A 19,865-nucleotide genomic window follows, 5' to 3' on the forward strand; every position below is an offset into this window, starting at 1 on the left:
AAAGACAAAGTGTGGCGACGGCAAAGGCCGTCGACCTTTTGAGCGCATTTAACATGTGCATCTGACGTACTCGAATACATCCTTCTGCCCGTATCTCAGCGTCAAGCACTGCATGGATGAGGCAAAAAAATGATGAGAAGAGACTGTCGCCACTGTGCCTGCGGGGCTCAGTGGCGACACTGCAAGCGCGTGATTTAACGTACGCCTTCGGCACCTACCGAGTCGCCGGTGAAGTAGGTCTCGGGCTTGCGTCCGACCACATGAAAAGTGGCCTCGCTAAGTGATTGCGATGAACTCATGGTATTGGCCTGCAAGTTGAATACATGCGCGGGCTTGAGTTCCAGCATTGGCACTGATGGCAACACGAACGGCGTAATCTGAGTGGTACGCCACAGCTTGCCTTCACTGTCATAGCCATCCATCAGCAACACCATCCAGGAGTCTTCGTCGAGGTAGTAACGACGCTTGGGCACCGCATGACGCTTGCCAGCGGCAACGGTCGCCTCCACTTCCCACACGCGGTGCAACTCCCAACGCACCTTGTCAGGATTCAAATGGTGCTTGCCGTAGGCCTGATCCAGCGAAGCGGTGACCACTTCATTGGTGTTGTAAGGTACGTACATCTCCCGCTTGCCCACCAACTTCCAGTCATAGCGGTCGACATGCCCCATCAAGCCCATGACTTCATCGAAGTAGTTCGCACCTGATGCCACGAAGTCAGGCGTGTCATACGCCACTGTCGGTGCTCGGCGCACACGCCGCTGGCCGACCAGGTACTGCCATGCCTGACGTGCCTGACTGACGTTGATGCTGTCACGAAACACCAGAGATTCCCCGGCCTTGAAGGGCGGTGCAATGGTGCTGAAACGCTGCAGGAAGTATTCGCCGCTCCATTTGTCTGCCGAACCATCTTTGTAGTAGTACGGGTATTGATTGGACTGGTCATTCATTGTCGCCATGGCCCGCGAGCCATCGGAAGTCAAAATGATGTTTTTGAAGTTGGAGACTTCAGTGGCTTCACTTTCGACGCGCAACAAGTGGTTCCAAATAGCCTCAACCCCTGATTTTGGAATCGGGAACGGCACGCCGCCATAGCAACCCTGCAAGGACATGCCATTGTCTTGAACCTTGCACTGGGTGGCATTTTTCATCGTGTTGTCATAGACATACTGCGGCGCTGCCGCCGTACGATGAGTGGGGTAAACATCCAGGCGAAAAGAATCAGGGTACTTCTTCAGCAACGCTTGAGTGCCTTCGGACAATTTATCCGCGTACGGCCCCATATTCTGTGCAGTGATCTTTGTCTGCGGCTTCTCATCCGCAAACAACTTGACGGGGATATCACCGACTTTTTCACTGGACGCCGACAATCCCTTGACCCCGCTCCAGGCCGGGATACTGCCGTCCTTATTTGCCGACATCTCTCCGCCGAGCGGTGTCAGGCTGCTTTTAAGCTTCGCAGCTTCGTCTGCGCTCACGGCAGCGTGTGCCATCTGCGTGGTTATAAAACTGGCAACCAACGCCGCCCATAAAACGGTTTTCTTATACATTGTGGTACCCCTCAGGCGGGAAAAAATTCAAACTTAAAAAGTGCGTTGAACCGACAACGAAATGAAATCACGGTCGCCGTGGAAGTTCTGGTAGGAAAGTTCGGGAACGTTGGTGTCGTACTTGATAACTGAACCGGCAGGCCCGTAGTAATGCGTGTAGTTGAGGCTGGTCTGCCAGGTTTTCATGTAATCACCTTTCAACCCAACGGTGACGTTGCCACCATGTTCTGAGGGCATTAGCACACCATTGACTGCAGAACGGCCAGAAATCCCATAGCTCACACCGATCGGAGCCTGCAGGTCCAGCCCAGGGGCAACCTGAAAGTACTCGGGCGTAAAGATGAATTGCAGCGCGCTCGCGTCACGCGTTGCCGATGGGTCCAACTGATCTCGATTTTCAGTGACGCTCAAGAGTCGGTTAAAGGCAAGTTCACCGATAACGGATGCGCCATCCCAAAACGGCGTAGCCGCCAAAACATCAATCGCTGACAAATTGGCATGCAGAGTGCGGCCCACAGGGAAGGCCGCTTTGCTGTCGCCATTTGCCCCCAGGCTAGAGGGCACGATCACCGTATTCCCGGAGGCTACCAACGGCATGTTGCTACGGAAAGAAACCTCTCCAGCGACGTTGGCTTCACCGACCAGGGTACTGAAGCTAGCGCCTATCGTACGGATATTCTCGCCGAAGACCTCCTCGTAAGAGCCGGTATCGGGGTGAACATAAAACTGAGGCATCTTGTCGTGGAACTGCGCCGCGTAAATACCGTATTCCACATCGCCTGTACTAAATTTTAGCTGGACGCCGCCCTGCCCCGAATTCTTGGCATCAATATCACGACCCCGGGAGAACGAGACCCCCGGCCCCATGATCAGCGACTCGCCGCCGTTATCAATGAAGTCGGCAAAACTGAAGTAACTGCCTGCGGCGGGCAAACGGCTTTTGCGCCATTCCAACTGGTAATAGGCGCCAATGGACACGTTTGAATTGATCTGCAATTGCCCAGAGAGCTGATCAATGGGCCGAAGAATCTCCTTGAACTGAGAGTTGGGAACTGAAAGCGCCTTGATCAAGTCGAGCGACGTTTGTGCTGCCGCAATACCGTTACTGCCGAAGAACAGGCTTTCACCGTAGAGCTGGGTAAAACGGCCCGCTTTAACGTTGAGCTGCATATCCGCTGGGGTAAAACTACCGTAAACGAACGAGTCCAACATCTCAGCGTCACGCCCCTGTAGTTTCTGGGTCGCGTGAGTGAAATGGTCATAACTGGCAGAGCGGGAATTCACCAGCGCGCCATTCAACGCGCCTGGGTTGTCGTTGGAATGGTTATAGACATCGTCATACCAGGCGGCACCGCTGAGGCGCAGACCGAAGTTACGCTTGAATCGCAGATCGAATTCAGACAACAGATCAAGGCGGTCGGAAATCAACCCACGGTCAAAGTTTAGATCACCATCGTTGGTGTTGGCCTGAACACCGGTTGAGTTATTCGCGACCTTGGAGTCTGCACCGCGAACCCGCCATGCAGCGCTGTATTTGATTGTGTTATCCAATGACATCTGAATGTCAGGATTACCGGAATCGATCTGAAATGCATAGGTTGCACTGCTCATCGACAATCCAGCGAGTACGCCAAGTGCCAGTGCTGATCGATAGCGAAAGGAAGCATTTGGTTGATAGGTATTGTTACCCATATCGTCTCCTCGATTTTTTTTGTTTTTGTAATTTCGTGCTGACGCCGCGAACATTTGCTTCGCGCTTACCGACAGCCGATGTACACGAAACTATGGGTCTTGAGGGTTACCGTCCAATACCAAAAACCTGCCAACCTGATACCTATCAGGTATCGCTATGCACGTTATGGCTAGCCGTCGTGGAGGGTCTCCCGTTCAGGTGCGGGCTGCGGTGACACACGGGCATCAGGAGGATCAATGAATCAAGCATTGACGGAGCATGCTTGATGGTTCTTCCAGCGCGTTCAACCGGCCAACGCGATGGTGGCAAAATGTATTGGTTGAATGCGTGGAACTCCAATACCATGATCGCCTCCCCTCAGTGCCTCTCGCGTACTGAGCAATCACCCGAAAGGTTTACCGCACATGGATCTACGCCATATTCGCTACTTCATCGCTGTTGCGGAGGAACTGAATATGCGCCGGGCATCCATCCGTTTACACATCTCCCAGCCTCCGTTGACTCGACAGATCCAGCAGCTTGAAGATGAGTTGGGCGTACAGTTATTCATTCGCACACCACGCGGTATGGAACTGACTCAGGCCGGTGAGTTGTTCCTCGCTGAAGCTCGCAATATTCACTCAGTGGTCGAGCAGGCAACCGAACGTACGCAAAGAGCCGGTCAGGGGAAGCTGGGCAAGCTCGATATCGGCATCTTTGGCTCGGGCATTCTTGATACCATCCCTAAGTTGCTATTGGCATTCCGCAACACCCATCCAGACGTAAAAATTGTTTTGCACAACATGAATAAGGACGAACAAATTGAAGCCTTGCGTCAACGTCGAATCGACGCGGGCTTCAACCGATTTATCACGCCGTCGTCCGACATTTCCAATGAGCTCGTTATCACGGAAAAGCTGTTACTGGCAGTCAACGAAAATCATCCTCTGGCACGCGAAACTATCGTCCCGTTTCACTGCCTGGCCAATCATCCATTGATCCTGTTTCCCACGGGCTCGCGTCCAAACTTTGTCGATAAAGTCATGAGCATGTGTGAAAAAGCGGGGTTCATCCCACAGGTTGCGCAGGAGGTGGGCGATACCGTGACCGGAGTGGCCTTGGTGGCAAGTAACTTTGGCGTCTGCTTGGTGCCGGAGTCGGCCTCAGTGCTTGCTCTGCCGGGCGTGGTTTACCGGGCCCTGAGCGAGGAGCCCGATAACGCTCAAGTCGACTTGAGTTGCATTTACCGGACCGATGACCGTTCTCCGATTCTCAGTTCATTTCTAGAAATAGTTCGGGATTTTCGCACACGAAGAACGCCTTGATCTGAGGACTCCGTCTGTGCGGGGTGAAATGGCGGAAGGCAGCGGGAGTCGAACCTGCCCGGGAACGGATGCCGTCCCCAACCGGGTTTGAAGCCCGGCCGCGCCACCGGGCGCGATTGCCTTCCTTGAAATCAGTCTCACGAACTCTGTGCGAGTGCATTATCCGGACGGATACGGCGCTGGTCGCCGAGCCGTCGGGTCAAGCCAATACGGTCGAAGAACTCGAGAATCTGGATACTGCGCTTGCGGCCGATGCCCACTGCATCGCGAAATGCGGCTGCCGGTATCACTGGATTATCCGCGGACAGTTGCAACAGCATAGCTGCCAACTGGCGTACCGTGGCGTCAGTGTAAAACAGGTCGCGTACCACTTGATGGACCTGCCCCAACCGCGCCAATTTGCGCAGCAGCAAGCGCACGGCCGCTTCATCATGATGAGTCGCATTGGCCAGATCGCGGACCCAGGGCGAGTCGAAACCCGCCTGTTCGAACAGCGGCTTCAGCTGCAGCCACAGCACCTCGTCTTCTTCGCTCAGACGCACCTGGTGTTCGGGTAAATGCAACCAAGGGCCACTGGCGGCAATGGCGCCGCCGGCCAGCAATTCGTCGAGCAGGCTGATGAAGGTCGGTCGGTCCAGCGACATGCCTGCGAATCGACGCAAACGATCACGGTCCGGTCCCAATTGGTCGGGTTCCAGTTGATGAAAGCGCGCGAGTTGCTCCAGCATCCGGGCTTTCAGGGCCTGCCAATGGGCATCGCTGAACAATCGCGGCCCTTGGCGCGTGGCAATCACGAGGATATCGGCCGGTAGCTGCCACGTGGCGCGCAGGCGATTGAACTGGCGCTCAAGGCGTTGTGGGTCGAGCCCTGCGTCGCTATTGCCGAACAGCGTCGGCAAGACCTGTTCCAGGGTGTTGGTGTCGGCCAAGGCCTGTAGCTGTGCCAGCCGGGCCGGACTGCGCCGCTGGCGTGCCGGTGCAAACGGGTCGAGCACCCGCCCCCCGCCAAGGGTGCGTTGGGCGCTCTGGTCACGCAGGACCAGGTGATCACCCTGCACCGCCTGCAGTGGCGCATTCACCAACAATTGCGCGAACATTCGGTGCCCCGGCGCCAGGCTTTCACCCTCCAGTAATGCGACCCGAGCGGTGACATCTTGAGTGCCCAGGTGTACGTGCACCGGGCTGAAATGTGTAAAGGTACGCGTCTCGCTGGCAAGCAGTTGCATGTCGATGTCCAGACGTTGGGTGGGCGCATACAGCCACTCGGCCAGCAACCAGTCGCCACGATGGATCTGCTCCAGGGCCAGGCGCTCGGCGCTCAGGTTTAACGCCAACCGTTGCCCGGCCGATCCTTCGACGGCGGCCTGGTTCTGCGCATGCAGACCGCGCACCCGCACGGGCTTGCCGGATGCGCCCAGCAGCAACGTGTCGCCCACTGTTACCTGTCCGGCCAAGGCCGTCCCGGTCACCACGATGCCGGTACCGGCAACGCTAAAGGCACGATCGATGGCCAAGCGGAAACCGCCACAGGCAATGTGTTGCTGAATTTCGCGCTGTGCATCCAGCAATGCCTGACGCAGGGTCTCGATACCCTCCCCGGTCACGCTCGACAACACGATCTGCTGCGCCCCAGCATAGGGCCCGGGCGCGAGCAACGTTTCGACCTCGACCTGAACCGCCCGCACCCGTGCCGCGTTCACCCGGTCGCACTTGCTGATCGCCACCAGCGCCCGAGGGATCCCCAGCAGCTCGATGATCGCCAAATGCTCGCGGGTCTGAGGCATCACCCCATCATCCGCAGCCACCACCAGCAACACCAAGTCAATGCCCTGAATACCGGCGAGCATGTTGTGGATGAAGCGCTCATGACCGGGCACGTCAATAAAACCGGTAAGCGCCGCTCCGGGCTCCAGCACCGCGTAAATGAAACCCAGGTCGATGGTGATGCCACGCTCGCGCTCTTCCCGGCGGCGGTCACCTGACTGACCGGTCAAGGCCTTGAGCAAGGCGGTCTTGCCGTGATCGATGTGCCCTGCAGTGCCAACGATCACCCTGCCCGGCCCTGCCCTTGCAGTTGATCAAGCTGAGCCAACCAGGCCGTCTCATCGTCAAGCTGGCGCAGATCTAACCATAGGGCGTCGTCGTCGATGCGCCCGAGCACTGGAATGGGCAAGCCCCGCAATGTCGCCTCCAGCCCCTGCAACCAACGCCCGCGCAGCCGTTTAGGCGCGTGCGGTGTCAGGCACAATGCGGCGCTGGGCAGTCGGGCCACGGGCTGGCTACCGCTGCCGATCATGCTCAGCGCTGGCAACGCCGCGACGCCCCAGTCGTCGCCCAACACGTGCGCCAGTAAAGGGCGCAAGCGTTCAGCCTGAGCGAAAATATCGGTCTGGGGACGGGTGAGCAGGCGCAAGGTAGGCAGGCGTTCAGCCAGTCGGTCGGGGTCGCGGTACAAACCCAGTACCGCTTCGAGGGCCGCCAGGGTCAGTTTGTCTACCCGCAACGCACGCTTGAGCGGGTTCTTCTTGATTCGTGCGATCAGGTCCTTGCGGCCTACGATCAAGCCGGCCTGGGGGCCTCCCAGCAACTTGTCGCCGCTGAAGGTCACTATATCGGCACCGTCGATCAGCGCCTGACGCACCGTGGGTTCCGCGGGCAGTCCCCAGCGGGTCAAGTCCAACAGACTGCCGCTGCCCAGATCTTCGAGCAATGGCAGGCCGTGACGGTGGGCGAGTTGCGCCAGTTCGGCGGTGGGCACCTGAGCGGTGAACCCCTGAATGCTGTAATTGCTGGTGTGCACGCGCATCAACAGACCACTACGAGGTCCAATGGCGGCTTCGTAGTCACGGGCATGGGTGCGGTTGGTGGTGCCCACTTCATGTAGCTTGACCCCGGCCCGGGCCATGATGTCGGGAATGCGAAATGCGCCGCCGATTTCGATCAACTCGCCACGGGAGATAATGCCTTCTTTGCGCGCGCCCAGACTGTTGAGCGCAAGCAAGACGGCGGCAGCGTTGTTGTTGACCACCGTCACCGCTTCCGCGCCGGTCAGTTCGCGAATCAGGCCTTCAATCAAGTCGTCGCGGTCACCGCGTTTGCCGGTTTGCAAGTCGAATTCCAGATTGAGCGGATAGCGCGCAGCCTGTTGCATGGCCTCAATGGCTTCCTCCGGCAACAGCGCCCGCCCGAGGTTGGTGTGCAGCACCGTACCGGTGAGATTGAACACCCGTCGCACCCGGCTGGCGTGCTGGTTTGCCAGGCGTTCGCCTACCCTCCCTGCCAATACCTGCGCCGTGAGTTCAACCGCATCAAGCTGACCCCGCTGAACCGATTCGCGCAGGTCATCAAGCAATTGTCGCAGGGTGGCGAGCAATGCATCGCGGCCATACCGTTCTGCCAGTGGCTGGCAGGCGGGGCTGCGCAGCAGACTGTCTATCGAGGGCAGGCGCAAGACGCTGGAGGCAGGATTGGAGGGCATTCAGGGCTCCGGGAATGACGCGGAAGTGGGTCCGTGTATACAGAAAGCCTGAGTGTAGCCGCTGTGCTCAACCTCCTCCCGGTGTGAGCATCAGGTTTGGCGCTTGGCGTTGGTAGCCATCCAGGTCCAGACGCATGTCCAGCGTCAGGCTGGTCAGGTCCGCCGAAAGCGCCTCGGCTTCTGCATCATTTTCCAGGTAAAGCAGTTTCAGGTAGCTGTTGCAGCCGGGACAGATTTCAGCCCGCAGGGGCGCCTGATTGGCTGCATAGCGGTCATCTTCGAAGCTGACATATTTCAGCCCCTTGCTCTGTTCGCAGTAGATGCATTTGACCCGCACCACATGCCATTCGCAGGCACATAACGAACACACCAGGTAGCGCAATCCGTTGTACTTGCCACGGTGGCGAATCACCCCCGCCATGGCTGGCGAACCGCAGGCCGGGCATTGGCCGAGACTGTCGCAGGGCTTCAGGTCCACGGTTGGCATGTGCAGCAACCAGTGACTCCAGGCGGCCTGCAAGGCTGCACCGAGAAACGGCACCAGCGCTGCGGGCACCCCCTCAAACTGACCGCTGAGCAATGCGATGGCCCACGCCCTGCGCTGCCCGGCACTGGCGTTGCGCAAGGTCGCGAGGGCATTTTGCACTGGCGGCTGGGGCGGTGCCTGATAACGCAGTAGCAAGGCGTCCAGATACGGCTGCCAACCGTCCTCGCGCACCAGACTGTCGGCGGCCAGCGGCGGCAAGCCGTGTTGCTGACATAAAAGCACGTGCTCGGGGTCTGGGATTATGGCTGACGGCGGTTGATCCATCAGGCTCTGCTGGACGCGGCAAAGAGAGGCTATCAGCATCAGATAGTCGGCCAGCGGATGCCCATGGCCCACCTGTTCCAGACGTTGGGCACGTAACGTGAACAGAGTGTGCGGTGGCAGGTACAGAAACGGCGGCGCACTGGCTGACGCTTCGATCTGTCCGGGCTCTAGTATCGTGCTCAAGAACTCATCCCTTTTTGGTTATCGGACGGTCGGGACGCTCAACACGGTTGTCATCGCGAGTTACCTCGCGGTACCAGAGCTCATGGTGTTTCTTTGCCCAGGCACTGCTGACCCAGCCATGCAGCATGGCGTTCACAGAACCCTTGATCCAGATGCCCGCATAGATATGCACGATGATGCTCAGTATCAGCACAAAGGCCGCCACCGCATGCAACAGCATCGCCAGGCGAATGGCCGTGATACTGAAGTAGTTGCTGAAATAGACGCGCCAGATCACCAGACCGCTGAACAACAGCACCCACATGCAGATCAGTAAAGTCCAGAACAGCAGTTTCTGCCCAGGGTTGTACTTACCGATTGGCGGTACGCCCTCCTCTTCGTTACGCATTACACGGTTAATCCGCTTGAGCCACAGGCGGTCGTTGGCGATAAAGAAGTTAGCCCGCCAGAAACGGATAACCAGCCCCAGAAACAGCAGGAACATCAGGACGCCCATGAAGGGGTGCAGGATGCGTGTCCAGGGTCCGCCGCCAAACACGTGGCTGAGCCAGAACAGCGCCGGGTGAAACAATGCCAATCCTGACAGGGCCGCCATGAAAAACAGAATCGCTACCAGCCAATGGTGGGTGCGTTGATTGGCGGTGTAACGCAGGATCGGTTTGTGGTTCATGGTCTGTCCTCCCCGCGAGAGCCTGGGTTATGCGGATCATAGACATGCACGGCCGGGTCGACTTCGTGCACGCTGGGGTCCTTGCCTGCCTGATGTTCGTCTTCCTCGACCCGCTGCGGACCAATGCGCACGTAATGGAAAAAGCCCGCCAGCACCGCCGCCCCCATGGCCAGCAACGCCAGGGGTTTGCTCACGCCTTTCCAGAGGTCCACGAACGGGCTGATCACCGGGTCCTTCGGCAAGCCCGCGTAGAGCGAAGGATCGTCGGCGTGGTGCAGCACGTACATCACATGGGTACCACCGACCCCGGAAGGATCGTACAGACCCGCGTGCTCGAAGCCCCGGGACTTAAGGTCCACGATGCGTTCGGCGGCGTGCTCTTTCATGTCCTCTTTGCTGCCGAACACGATTGCTCCGGTCGGGCAGGTCTTGACGCAAGCGGGCTCCAGACCTACTGCCACCCGGTCCGAGCACAGCGTGCACTTGTAGGCCTTGTGATCCTTCCGCGAGATGCGCGGGACATCGAAGGGGCAGCCGGTGATGCAATAGCCGCAGCCGATGCAATGGTCCTGATTGAAGTCGACGATGCCGTTGGCGAGTTTGACGATTGCCCCCGGACTCGGGCATGCCTTCAGGCAGCCAGGGTCAGCGCAATGCATGCAACCATCCTTGCGGATTAGCCATTCCAGGTTGCCGGCCGTGTTTTCATGCTCAGTGAAGCGCATCAGCGTCCAGGTCTCGGCGCTGAGGTCCTGGGGGTTGTCGTAAGTCCCGTGGTTGTGGCCGACCTCGTCGCGCAGTTCATTCCATTCCGAACAGGCAACCTGACACGCCTTGCAACCGATGCACTTGGTGGTGTCGATCAGCTTGGCCACTTCCTCTTGCTGACGCACCGAGGGCGGTACGGTGGTGGTGGCCGAGCGGGCGATAATGTCTTGGCTGGCCATCTAGATTTTCTCCACGTTGACCAGGAATGACTTGGATTCCGGAGTCTGGGAATTGCCGTCACCGAGGAATGGCACCAGGGTATTGGTCAGGTAGCCATGGCGGGTGAGCCCGGTAAAGCCCCAGTGCAGCGGGATGCCGATATGGTGCACCGTCTGGTTGTTGACTTGCAGCGGTCGAATCCGTTTAGTCACCACCGCCACCGCCTCGATATGCCCGCGCTTGGAGCTGACCCGTACCCGGTCGCCCGCGACGATGCCCTTTTCCTTGGCCAGGACTTCGCCAATCTCGACAAATTGCTCGGGTTGGGCAATTGCGTTGAGCCGGCAATGCTTGGTCCAAAAGTGAAAGTGCTCTGTCAGCCGGTAACTGGTAGCGGCATAGGGGAAGTCCTTGGCCGTCCCGAGCGAGTCCCAGACTGAATCGAAAATACGGGCAGCCGGATTGCTCGTGACCTTTTTGTTGTTGGGGTGCAGCGGGTTGATGCCGATAGGCGTCTCGAACGGCTCGTAATGTTCCGGGAACGGCCCTTCGGCCATTTTGTCGACGGCAAAGAAACGCGCCACCCCTTCGGGGTTCATGATGAAGGGATTCATGCCCGCTTCTGGCGCCACATCGGCCTTGTAGTCGGGAACGTCAGTGCCGGTCCAGACCTTGCCGGTCCACCACAGTAGACGCTTGTTCTCGGCCCAGGGTTTGCCCTGCGGATCGGCCGAGGCGCGGTTGTAGAGAATGCGTCGGTTCATCGGCCAGGCCCACGCCCACCCTAGGTGCTGCTTCATGCCATAAGGGTCGCTGTTGTCGCGGCGGGCCATCTGGTTGCCCTGTTCGGTCCAGCTGCCGCAGAAAATCCAGCAGCCTGATGCGGTGCTGCCGTCGTCCTTGAGCTGGGCGAAACCGGGCAGCTGCTGGCCGCTCTTGACCACCGCGCCGCTGGCATCGGTAAAGTCGGCGGTAGCGCTGCCATTGATTTCCCGGGCCAACTCCTCGGGTGATGGCTCGTCCGGAATCTTGTAGGGCCAACTGAGCTTGAGGATCGGGTCGGGAAATGCACCGCCGTGGGCCTGATAGCGCTGGCGCAGACGCAGGAACAGCTCGGTCATGATCTGCACGTCGGTGCGGGCTTCTCCAGGGCCGTCGGCGCCTTTCCAGTGCCATTGCAACCAGCGACTGCTGTTCACCAGCGAGCCGTCTTCTTCGGCGAAACAGGTGGTGGGCAGACGTATGACTTCGGTCTGGATACTGGCGGTATTGACGTCATTGTAGGGCCCGACATTGCGCCAGAACTCTGAGGTTTCGGTTGCCAGCGGGTCCATTACCACCAGCCATTTGAGCTTGGCCAACGCTGCGGTTACCCGATTTTTGTCAGGCAACGCCGCGATGGGGTTGAAGCCCTGGCACATGTAGCCGTTGACCTTGCCCTGGCCCATCATGTCGAACATTTTCAGGATGTCGTAGCTGGGGATGTCGAGTTTGGGCAGCCAATCGTAGCCCCAGTGGTTTTCCACCGTGGCGTTGGCGCCGTACCAGGATTTCATCAGGCTGACGTGGAACTTGCCGTAGTTCTGCCAGTAGGACAACTGCCCTGGACGCAACGGCTTTAGCGCACGCTTGGCAACATAGGCGTCGTAGTCCTGTTCGCCATCGCTCGGCAGTGTCAGGTAGCCGGGCAGCGAGTTTGACAAGAGTCCGAGGTCCGTCAGGCCCTGGATGTTGGAGTGCCCGCGCAAGGCATTGACCCCGCCGCCTGGCATGCCGACGTTGCCCAGCAACAGTTGCACCATGGCCGCGCTGCGGATCATTTGTGAGCCGACCGAATGCTGCGTCCAGCCCAGGGCATAGAGAATCGTCATGGTTTTGCCCGGTTGCGCGCAGGTGGCAATCTCGGTCCATATCTTGACCATGGCGTCTTGCGGCATGCCGCAGATCTGACTGGCCAGCTCCGGGGTATAGCGGCTGTAGTGGTGCTTCATCAACTGATAGACACAGCGCGGGTCTTGCAGGGTCGGATCGACTTTAGCAAAGCCATCCTCACCGAGTTCGTAACCCCAGCTTGATTTATCGGTATAGGTCCGTTTGGCCGCGTCGTAGCCGGTGAACAAGCCGTCTTCGAAGCCGAAGCCCGCCTTCACAATGAACGACACGTCCGTATAGGCCCGCACGTATTCGTGCTGGATCTGGTCTTCAGTCAGCAAGTAGTTGATCAGCCCACCCATGAACGCTATGTCGCTGCCGGTACGAATTGGCGCGTAATAGTCGGCCACTGAGGCGGTACGGGTAAACCGTGGGTCGACCACGATCAGCCGCGCCTGATTGTGCGCTTTGGCTTCAGTCACCCATTTGAAGCCACACGGGTGAGCTTCGGCAGCATTACCACCCATGACCAGGATCAAGTTCGCGTTGGCGATATCGGTCCACGTATTGGTCATGGCTCCACGGCCGTACGTCGGGGCAAGACTTGCCACCGTCGGACCGTGTCAGACACGCGCCTGGTTATCGAACCCCAGCATGCCAAGACTTCGAATGACCTTATGGGTCAGGTACCCTGCCTCGTTGGACGCCGCAGAGGCGGCGAGAAAACCCACCGACAGCCAGCGGTTAACCGTCTGGCCCTGGGCGTTCTTCTCGATGAAGTTGGCATCACGGTCCGCCTTCATCAGGTCGGCGACACGGTCGAGCGCTTCATCCCAGGACACCCGCATCCACTCATCGCTACCCGCCTTGCGCACCTGCGGGTATTGCAAACGGTCTGGACTGTGGATGAAGTCCAGCAAGCCAGCGCCTTTAGGACACAAAGTGCCGCGGTTGACCGGATGGTCAGCATCGCCTTCGATGTGGATGATGCTTTGGGCGACGTTCTTGGCCGTATCGCCCTGGCTGTACATGATCAAGCCGCAGCCCACCGAACAATAGGGGCAGGTGTTACGGGTTTCATGGGTGTGGGCCAGCTTGAAGTGACGCACGTGCTCGGCGAAGGCTGGCTCCGGGGCCATGCCTAGCGCGGCCAGGCTTGAGCCGCCAAGTCCAACAGCGGCGACCTTGAAGAACTGACGACGGTTGAGATCCATCGTGTACTCCTGATCAGGTGGAGGACACTCTGGACGTGGCCGGGGTGTCTTGGACGATCACGCTTGCGTCGACGGCGCGGCCGCCGACACTTGATACTTTAGTCAAGATTGCAAGCGCTGTAATGAAACCGGATCGCCGGTGATCGCCAACTGCCAGCCATCCCTGATCAAGGTGCTGGATATCAGAAGTTCGCGGGGGTGTTCGCGCTGATGATCTCAGCCTCGTCCTGCCCGATATTCTGGAACCGGTGAGGCAAGGTGGTGGAGAAATAGTAACCGTCACCGGCATTGAGCACGCTGACCTGGCCATCAACCGTCAACTCGACCGTGCCGCGTGTCACCAGTCCGCACTCCTCGCCTTCGGCATGCACGATGGGTTCCTCGCCAGAACTCGCGCCTGGTGCGTATTGCTCGCGCAAAAAACGCATCTGCCGACTCGCCACGGTCGCACCTATGAGCAACAGACGCAGGCCATTACGGCCCAGATCGGGTTGTTCATTGGCGCGGAAGACGTAGCGGTCCTCCCGAGGGGGTTGATCAAAGGTAAAGAAATCCGCCAGCGACATGGGTATGCCGCCGAGCAATTTCTTCAGAGAGCTGACTGAAGGGCTTACACGATTCTGCTCAATCAGGGAGACCGTGGCATTCGTGACGCCGCTACGCCTGGCCAGCTCGCGCTGAGACAGTTTGTAGCTTTCACGTACTAATTTGAGTCGTGTCCCCGTGTCCATGGCAGCCTTATGTGAAAAATACTCAAAGGGTAGAGCGTCGAGTATTAAATCACGTTTGTTCATAGAGCTCAGCCGATTGCATAAGTGGCCGACAAAAAGAACGGCGGCCTGCGTTGAACGGGCCGCCGCAATCAATGTGTGCTAGATGCCGAACCGGTCACGCATGGCGTAATACGTGGCACCCAGGGCCGTAAGTGGAACCTGGAATGCCCTGCCACCCATCATCGGCATGTGCGGGAGCGATGCAAACGCGTCGAAGCGTTCCGCGTCACCACGGATCATCTCCGAGATCAGTTTCCCGGCCAGGTGCGAGCAGGTCACGCCATGCCCGCTGTAGCCTTGCATGTAGTAGGCATTTTTTTCAACACGACCGAACTGGGGCATGCGGGACATGGTCAGCAAGAAGTTGCCTGTCCAGCGGTAATCAATTTTGACCCCTTTCAACTGCGGAAACGTCTTGAGAATTTTGGGCAGGATCAGTTGCTCAATGTCTTTTGGCTCGCGGGCACCGTAAACCACCCCACCCCCGTAAAGCAGGCGGTTGTCCGCCGTGAGCCGGAAGTAATCGAGCAGGTAGTTACAGTCTTCGACACAGTAATTATGAGTGATCAGGCTCTTGGCAACTTTCTCCGACAACGGCTCGGTCACGACGATTTGTGAACCGCACGGCATGCTCTTGCGCGTCACGCGCGGGTCCAGGTCTTCGTTCAGGTAAGCGTTGCCCGCAATCAGCAGGTACTTTGCTCTGACCTGGCCTTTGGCCGTGCTCACAACGATAGGCTCGCCGTAAGCGATGTTGATCGCGGCCGACTGCTCGAAGATTTTACCGCCCAGCCGAATGATGGCCGCCGCTTCACCCAGCGCCAGGTTCAACGGATGAACGTGCCCACCCGACATGTCCAGAAGGCCACCGACATAATTATCAGTACCGACTTCTTTAGCAATGTCGGCGGCACTGAGCATCTGCAGTTGCTGGTTTCCGTAGCGCTCCCAATGACTTTTTTGCCCTGCAAGACCTTTGAGTTGCTTCTTGTTGAGCGCAGCGAAAATGCCGCCTTGGCGGTAATCGCATTGGATGTCGTATTGCTTGATTCGCTGGCGGATGATGTCTCCCCCCTCGAAAATCATGCTTCCCAGCACTTGCGCGGTTTTATCGCCGTAACGCTGTTCGATGACATCGACGTCACGGCTGTACGAGTTGACCAGTTGACCGCCGTTGCGACCGCTCGCCCCGAAGCCCACTTTGGCGCTTTCCAGGACGGTCACGCTGTAGCCTGCTTCGGTGAGAAACAGCGCCGATGACAAGCCGGTGTATCCCGCGCCGATCACACAGACATCGCATTCGATAACCTGGTCAAGAATCGGGAAATCGCCGACGTTGTTCCGGGTCGCGGCGTAGTAGCTATTTACGTAAGGTTGCATGATTGAATTCCTCGGCGGGACACACATCTGCGCATGTGTCCGCCTTTTTCAAGAGGTTTAAAGCTTGATCCAGGTTGCCTTGAGCTCGGTGTACTTATCGAACGCATGCAATGACTTGTCTCGACCGTTGCCCGATTGCTTGAATCCGCCAAAGGGCGCGGTCATATCGCCGCCGTCGTACTGGTTGACCCAGACACTGCCGGCCCGAAGGCCTCTGGCAACGCGGTGAGCCTTGCTCAAGTCCCGCGTCCAGACGCCCGCCGCCAAGCCAAAGATGCTGTCGTTGGCGATGCTCAACGCTTCTTCGACCTCGTCGAAGGTGATGACCGATAGCACCGGACCGAAGATCTCTTCCTGGGCAATGGTCATCGCATTGGTCACACCCTCGAAGATCGTCGGTTCGATATACAGGCCGCCGGTGTCCTCAAGAATTCTATTGCCGCCCGCGAGTAACCGGGCGCCTTCCTTCTTGCCGACTTCGATGTACCTGAGTACGGACTCAAGCTGACGCTCATCGACCACTGCGCCTACGGTCGTCGCTGGGTCCAGAGCATGCCCTGGCATCCAGGCTTTTAGTGCGTCGACCACCATGGGAACGAACTGATCCTTGATCGACCGCTCAACCAGCAACCGTGAACCCGCCGTACAGACTTCGCCCTGGTTGAAGGCAATAGCACTGGCCGCCGCCTGCGCTGCAGCGTGCAAATCGGGAGCATCGGCAAAGACGATGTTAGGGCTTTTGCCACCCGCCTCGAGCCACACCCGTTTCAGGTTGCTTTGCCCGGCATAGATCAGCAGCTGCTTGGCGACAGCGGTGGAGCCGGTAAACGCCAGTACATCAACATCCGCATGCAACGCCAGCGCCTTGCCGACCGTATGACCGAACCCCGGCAATACGTTGAAGACACCCTTGGGTATCCCCGCTTCCAGCGCCAACTGGGCAATCCTGATCGCCGACAGTGGCGACTTCTCAGACGGTTTGAGAATAAAGGAGTTACCTGCAGCCAGCGCCGGCGCAAACTTCCAGCTGGCCATGATCAACGGAAAGTTCCATGGCACGATGGCCGCGACGACTCCCGTCGGCTCACGGGTGATCAGCCCAAGTTGGTCCGCCGAGGTAGGTGCGACCTCGTCGTAAATCTTGTCGATTGCCTCTGCGTTCCATCGGATCGCGTTAGCAGTCGCGGGCACATCGATCGCCAGGGCGTCGCTGATGGGTTTACCCATATCAAGGGTTTCCAGCAGCGCCAGTTCCTCTCGATGGGCGAGGATCAGGTCGGCGAAACGGATAAGAATCCGCTTGCGCTCTACCGGCGCGAGCCGTGACCACACGCCCGATTCGAACGCCCGACGAGCGGCCTGTACCGCGATGTCGGCATCGGCCACGTCGGTGCTGGCGACGTTCGCCAGAAAGCGCCCGTCGACCGGGCTGTTACTGGCGAACGTTTGGCCGCTGGCGGCCCAGCAGTATTGGCCGTCAATGAATGCCCGACCTTCAAGGGTGAGTGACTGGAAGTACTGCTCCCAGTCGCTACGATTTTTGACCATATTTAAAACTCAACGCAGAGAATGTTGGCGAGCGTCAGACCGTGTGCAAGTACCAGTTGTACTCAAGGTCTGAAATGGAGTTCTCAAACTCGGCAAGCTCGCTCTCCTTGCACGCAACAAAAACGTCGATGTACTTGGGGTCGATGTAGCGCGCCAAAATCTCGCTGTCATCCAGCTCGCGCAACGCATCGCGCAGGTTGTTGGGCAGGCTTTGCTCGTTCTGTTCGTAGGAGTTGCCTGCAACAGGCTCCCCCGGCTCGATCTTGTTGGTCAGGCCGTGATGCACACCGGCGAGGACCGCCGCCATCAACAGATACGGGTTGGCGTCCGCGCCCGCCACCCGGTGTTCGATACGCACCGCATCCGGGGACCCGGTCGGTACTCGAATCGCCACCGTCCGGTTATCGATCCCCCAGCTAGGAGAGTTCGGTACATAGAACTGCGCGCCGAAGCGACGGTACGAGTTTACGTTCGGGCAGAGGAAAGCCATCGAGGCCGGTAAGGTTTCCAGCACACCACCAATGGCATGGCGCAGGATCTCGCTTTTTTCCGGGTCGTCGCAGGTAAAAATGTTTTTGCCGTCTTTGTCCAAAATAGAAATATGCACGTGCAGCCCGTTACCCGCTTGTCCGGGATACGGTTTGGCCATGAAGGTGGTGTCCATTTCATGGTCATAAGCGATGTTCTTGATCAGGCGCTTGAGCAAGACCGCGTAATCGCACGCCTTGATCGGATCAGCGACGTGATGCAGGTTCACCTCGAATTGCGCGGGCGCACTTTCCTTGACGATGGCATCCGCGGGGATACCTTGCTCCTTGGCACCTTCAAGAATGTCTTGCAGGCAATCGACGTATTCGTCCAGATCATCGATCAGGTACACCTGAGTCGAATGCGGACGTTTGCCGGAGATTGGCGAGCGTGGAGACTGCGGACGACCGTTCACGTTCTCCTGGTCAATCAGGTAGAACTCCAGCTCGAAGGCGGCGCAGATGGTCAGCCCCATCTCATCGAATTTGCTGACGACCTGACGCAATACTTCGCGAGGGTCGGCGAAAAACGGCTGCCCTTCGAGTTCGTGCATGGTCATGAGCAGTTGAGCAGTCGGACGTTTTTGCCAAGGTTCGTCGCAGAGGGTGTCAGGGATCGGATAACAGATTCGGTCGGAATCACCGATATCCAGACCCAAGCCTGTGCTTTCCACTGTAGAGCCGTTGATGTCCAGGGCAAACAGGGAGGCAGGCAGGTTGATACCTTTCTCGTAGACCTTGTGGAGACTGGTGCGCTCGATGCGTTTACCACGCACCACGCCGTTCATGTCCGCAATCAGCAGGTCAACGTACAAAACCTCAGGATGTTTCTTAAGGAATGCGTTCGCTTCATTGAGCTGAACGGCACGCAGGGGTACCGACATGTTGGAAGACCTTTATTGTTAATAATAATATTCACCGCCCTTTCACACCCCCAGTCAATCCGAAAGGATTTAGGAAGTCAACGGGTATTATTTGCGCAATATCGAACAGTAAGGATCTTTTGTGCGAAATCTTTTACAGAACGGTTGTTAATTAAAATCAACATGGCTAAGCTCCGGAAAAGCTCGTTCAAGTGCATTTTTCGAGGTGATAAAAATGGCAATCAAGCCATTGGTTGGTGTGACTGCGTGCGTCAAAGACATTGGGTTGCATACCTACCATGTGAGCGGGGACAAGTACTTGCGTGCTGTGTGCGTCGCCGCGCAAGGGATTCCCGTCGTTATTCCGTCCCTGGCGGAACTGACTGATATAGACGGGTTGCTGGAACATTTGGACGGCCTGTTGTTTACCGGTTCGCCCTCAAATGTTGAGCCGTTCCACTATCAGGGCGCGGCAAGCGAAGCGGGCACCGCCCACGACCCCCAGCGTGATAGCACCACCCTTCCCCTGTTACGCGCAGCGGTGGCTGCTGGCGTTCCAGTGCTCGGCATTTGTCGGGGTTTCCAGGAAATGAACGTGGCGTTCGGCGGCAGCCTTCACCAGAAAGTGCATGAGACCGGCACGTTCATGGATCATCGCGAAGCCGACGATTCAAGCCTGGAAATCCAATATGGTGCCGCCCATACCGTGCATGTGCAGCCTGGCGGCGTATTCGAAGCACTCGATCTGCCTCCTGTTATCCAGGTCAATTCAATTCATTCCCAAGGCATTGAACGGCTGGCACCCGGCTTACGGGTCGAAGCCACCGCCAGCGATGGACTGATCGAGGCGATCTCAATCGAGGGCAGCAAGACCTTTGCCGTCGGCGTGCAATGGCACCCTGAATGGCAGGTGCTATCGAACCCTCCTTACTTGAGTATTTTCCAGGCGTTTGGCGACGCGTGTCGGCAGCGTGCTGCGCGTCGAAGCGTGCGCTGACGGCTCGATTTCAAGCGCACACGACAATATCCAATGATCCAGACGTCACTGTGAAGTGGACTGTGCATCTGCACG

At 58.1% G+C, this 19,865-nt stretch carries 14 protein-coding genes and 1 tRNA gene; 2 read left to right on the forward strand and 13 right to left on the reverse strand.

Annotated elements, in window-relative coordinates:
- Positions 1–194 precede the first annotated feature (194 nt).
- Entirely contained in the window at positions 195–1,550 is a 1,356-nt protein-coding gene (locus tag QN399_RS06150; protein WP_330200701.1) for a DUF1329 domain-containing protein, read from the reverse strand.
- 33 nt (positions 1,551–1,583) lie between these two features.
- Positions 1,584–3,296 (reverse strand): DUF1302 domain-containing protein, encoded by a 1,713-nt coding sequence (locus tag QN399_RS06155; RefSeq protein WP_330200702.1) that lies wholly within the window; start codon positions 3,294–3,296, stop codon positions 1,584–1,586.
- 351 nt (positions 3,297–3,647) lie between these two features.
- Between QN399_RS06155 and QN399_RS06160 the strand changes: the two genes are divergently transcribed.
- Positions 3,648–4,547 (forward strand): LysR substrate-binding domain-containing protein, encoded by a 900-nt coding sequence (locus tag QN399_RS06160; RefSeq protein WP_322179328.1) that lies wholly within the window; start codon positions 3,648–3,650, stop codon positions 4,545–4,547.
- A 29-nt stretch (positions 4,548–4,576) separates the two neighbouring features.
- Here the strand turns inward: QN399_RS06160 and QN399_RS06165 are convergent.
- The 11 genes from QN399_RS06165 to QN399_RS06215 all read right to left on the reverse strand — a co-directional run bounded on the left by QN399_RS06165 (position 4,577) and on the right by QN399_RS06215 (position 18,814).
- Positions 4,577–4,672, reverse strand: a tRNA-Sec gene (locus QN399_RS06165).
- Between the two features lie 12 nt (positions 4,673–4,684).
- The gene (selB, locus tag QN399_RS06170; RefSeq protein ID WP_330200703.1) at positions 4,685–6,598 is read right to left on the reverse strand and encodes a selenocysteine-specific translation elongation factor; all 1,914 of its coding nucleotides are present in this window, start codon (positions 6,596–6,598) and stop codon (positions 4,685–4,687) included.
- Positions 6,595–8,025, reverse strand: coding sequence for an L-seryl-tRNA(Sec) selenium transferase (gene selA / locus QN399_RS06175; protein ID WP_330200704.1), 1,431 nt, complete (start codon positions 8,023–8,025; stop codon positions 6,595–6,597). The genes selB and selA overlap by 4 nt, the downstream gene beginning before the upstream one ends.
- A gap of 67 nt (positions 8,026–8,092) precedes the next feature.
- Entirely contained in the window at positions 8,093–9,019 is a 927-nt protein-coding gene (gene fdhE, locus QN399_RS06180; protein ID WP_322179331.1) for a formate dehydrogenase accessory protein FdhE, read from the reverse strand.
- 4 nt (positions 9,020–9,023) lie between these two features.
- Entirely contained in the window at positions 9,024–9,689 is a 666-nt protein-coding gene (locus QN399_RS06185; RefSeq protein ID WP_322179332.1) for a formate dehydrogenase subunit gamma, read from the reverse strand.
- Complete coding sequence (fdxH, locus tag QN399_RS06190) at positions 9,686–10,636, reverse strand: formate dehydrogenase subunit beta (RefSeq protein WP_322179333.1); 951 nt, start codon at positions 10,634–10,636, stop codon at positions 9,686–9,688. The genes QN399_RS06185 and fdxH overlap by 4 nt, the downstream gene beginning before the upstream one ends.
- On the reverse strand, positions 10,637–13,702 hold the full coding sequence (gene fdnG / locus QN399_RS06195; RefSeq protein ID WP_330200705.1) for a formate dehydrogenase-N subunit alpha: 3,066 nt from the start codon (positions 13,700–13,702) through the stop codon (positions 10,637–10,639).
- 182 nt (positions 13,703–13,884) lie between these two features.
- The gene (locus tag QN399_RS06200; protein WP_322179335.1) at positions 13,885–14,433 is read right to left on the reverse strand and encodes a cupin domain-containing protein; all 549 of its coding nucleotides are present in this window, start codon (positions 14,431–14,433) and stop codon (positions 13,885–13,887) included.
- A gap of 141 nt (positions 14,434–14,574) precedes the next feature.
- A complete protein-coding gene (locus QN399_RS06205; RefSeq protein WP_323565828.1) occupies positions 14,575–15,858 on the reverse strand; it encodes an FAD-binding oxidoreductase in 1,284 nt (427 codons plus the stop codon).
- A 54-nt stretch (positions 15,859–15,912) separates the two neighbouring features.
- A complete protein-coding gene (locus QN399_RS06210) occupies positions 15,913–17,403 on the reverse strand; it encodes an aldehyde dehydrogenase (protein ID WP_330200706.1) in 1,491 nt (496 codons plus the stop codon).
- A gap of 34 nt (positions 17,404–17,437) precedes the next feature.
- The gene (locus QN399_RS06215) at positions 17,438–18,814 is read right to left on the reverse strand and encodes a glutamine synthetase family protein (RefSeq protein ID WP_322179337.1); all 1,377 of its coding nucleotides are present in this window, start codon (positions 18,812–18,814) and stop codon (positions 17,438–17,440) included.
- Between the two features lie 214 nt (positions 18,815–19,028).
- Between QN399_RS06215 and QN399_RS06220 the strand changes: the two genes are divergently transcribed.
- Positions 19,029–19,790 (forward strand): gamma-glutamyl-gamma-aminobutyrate hydrolase family protein, encoded by a 762-nt coding sequence (locus QN399_RS06220; RefSeq protein ID WP_322179338.1) that lies wholly within the window; start codon positions 19,029–19,031, stop codon positions 19,788–19,790.
- Positions 19,791–19,865 lie beyond the last annotated feature (75 nt).

The organism is Pseudomonas sp. 10C3 (genome assembly GCF_036346185.1).
Classification (GTDB): Bacteria; Pseudomonadota; Gammaproteobacteria; order Pseudomonadales; family Pseudomonadaceae; genus Aquipseudomonas.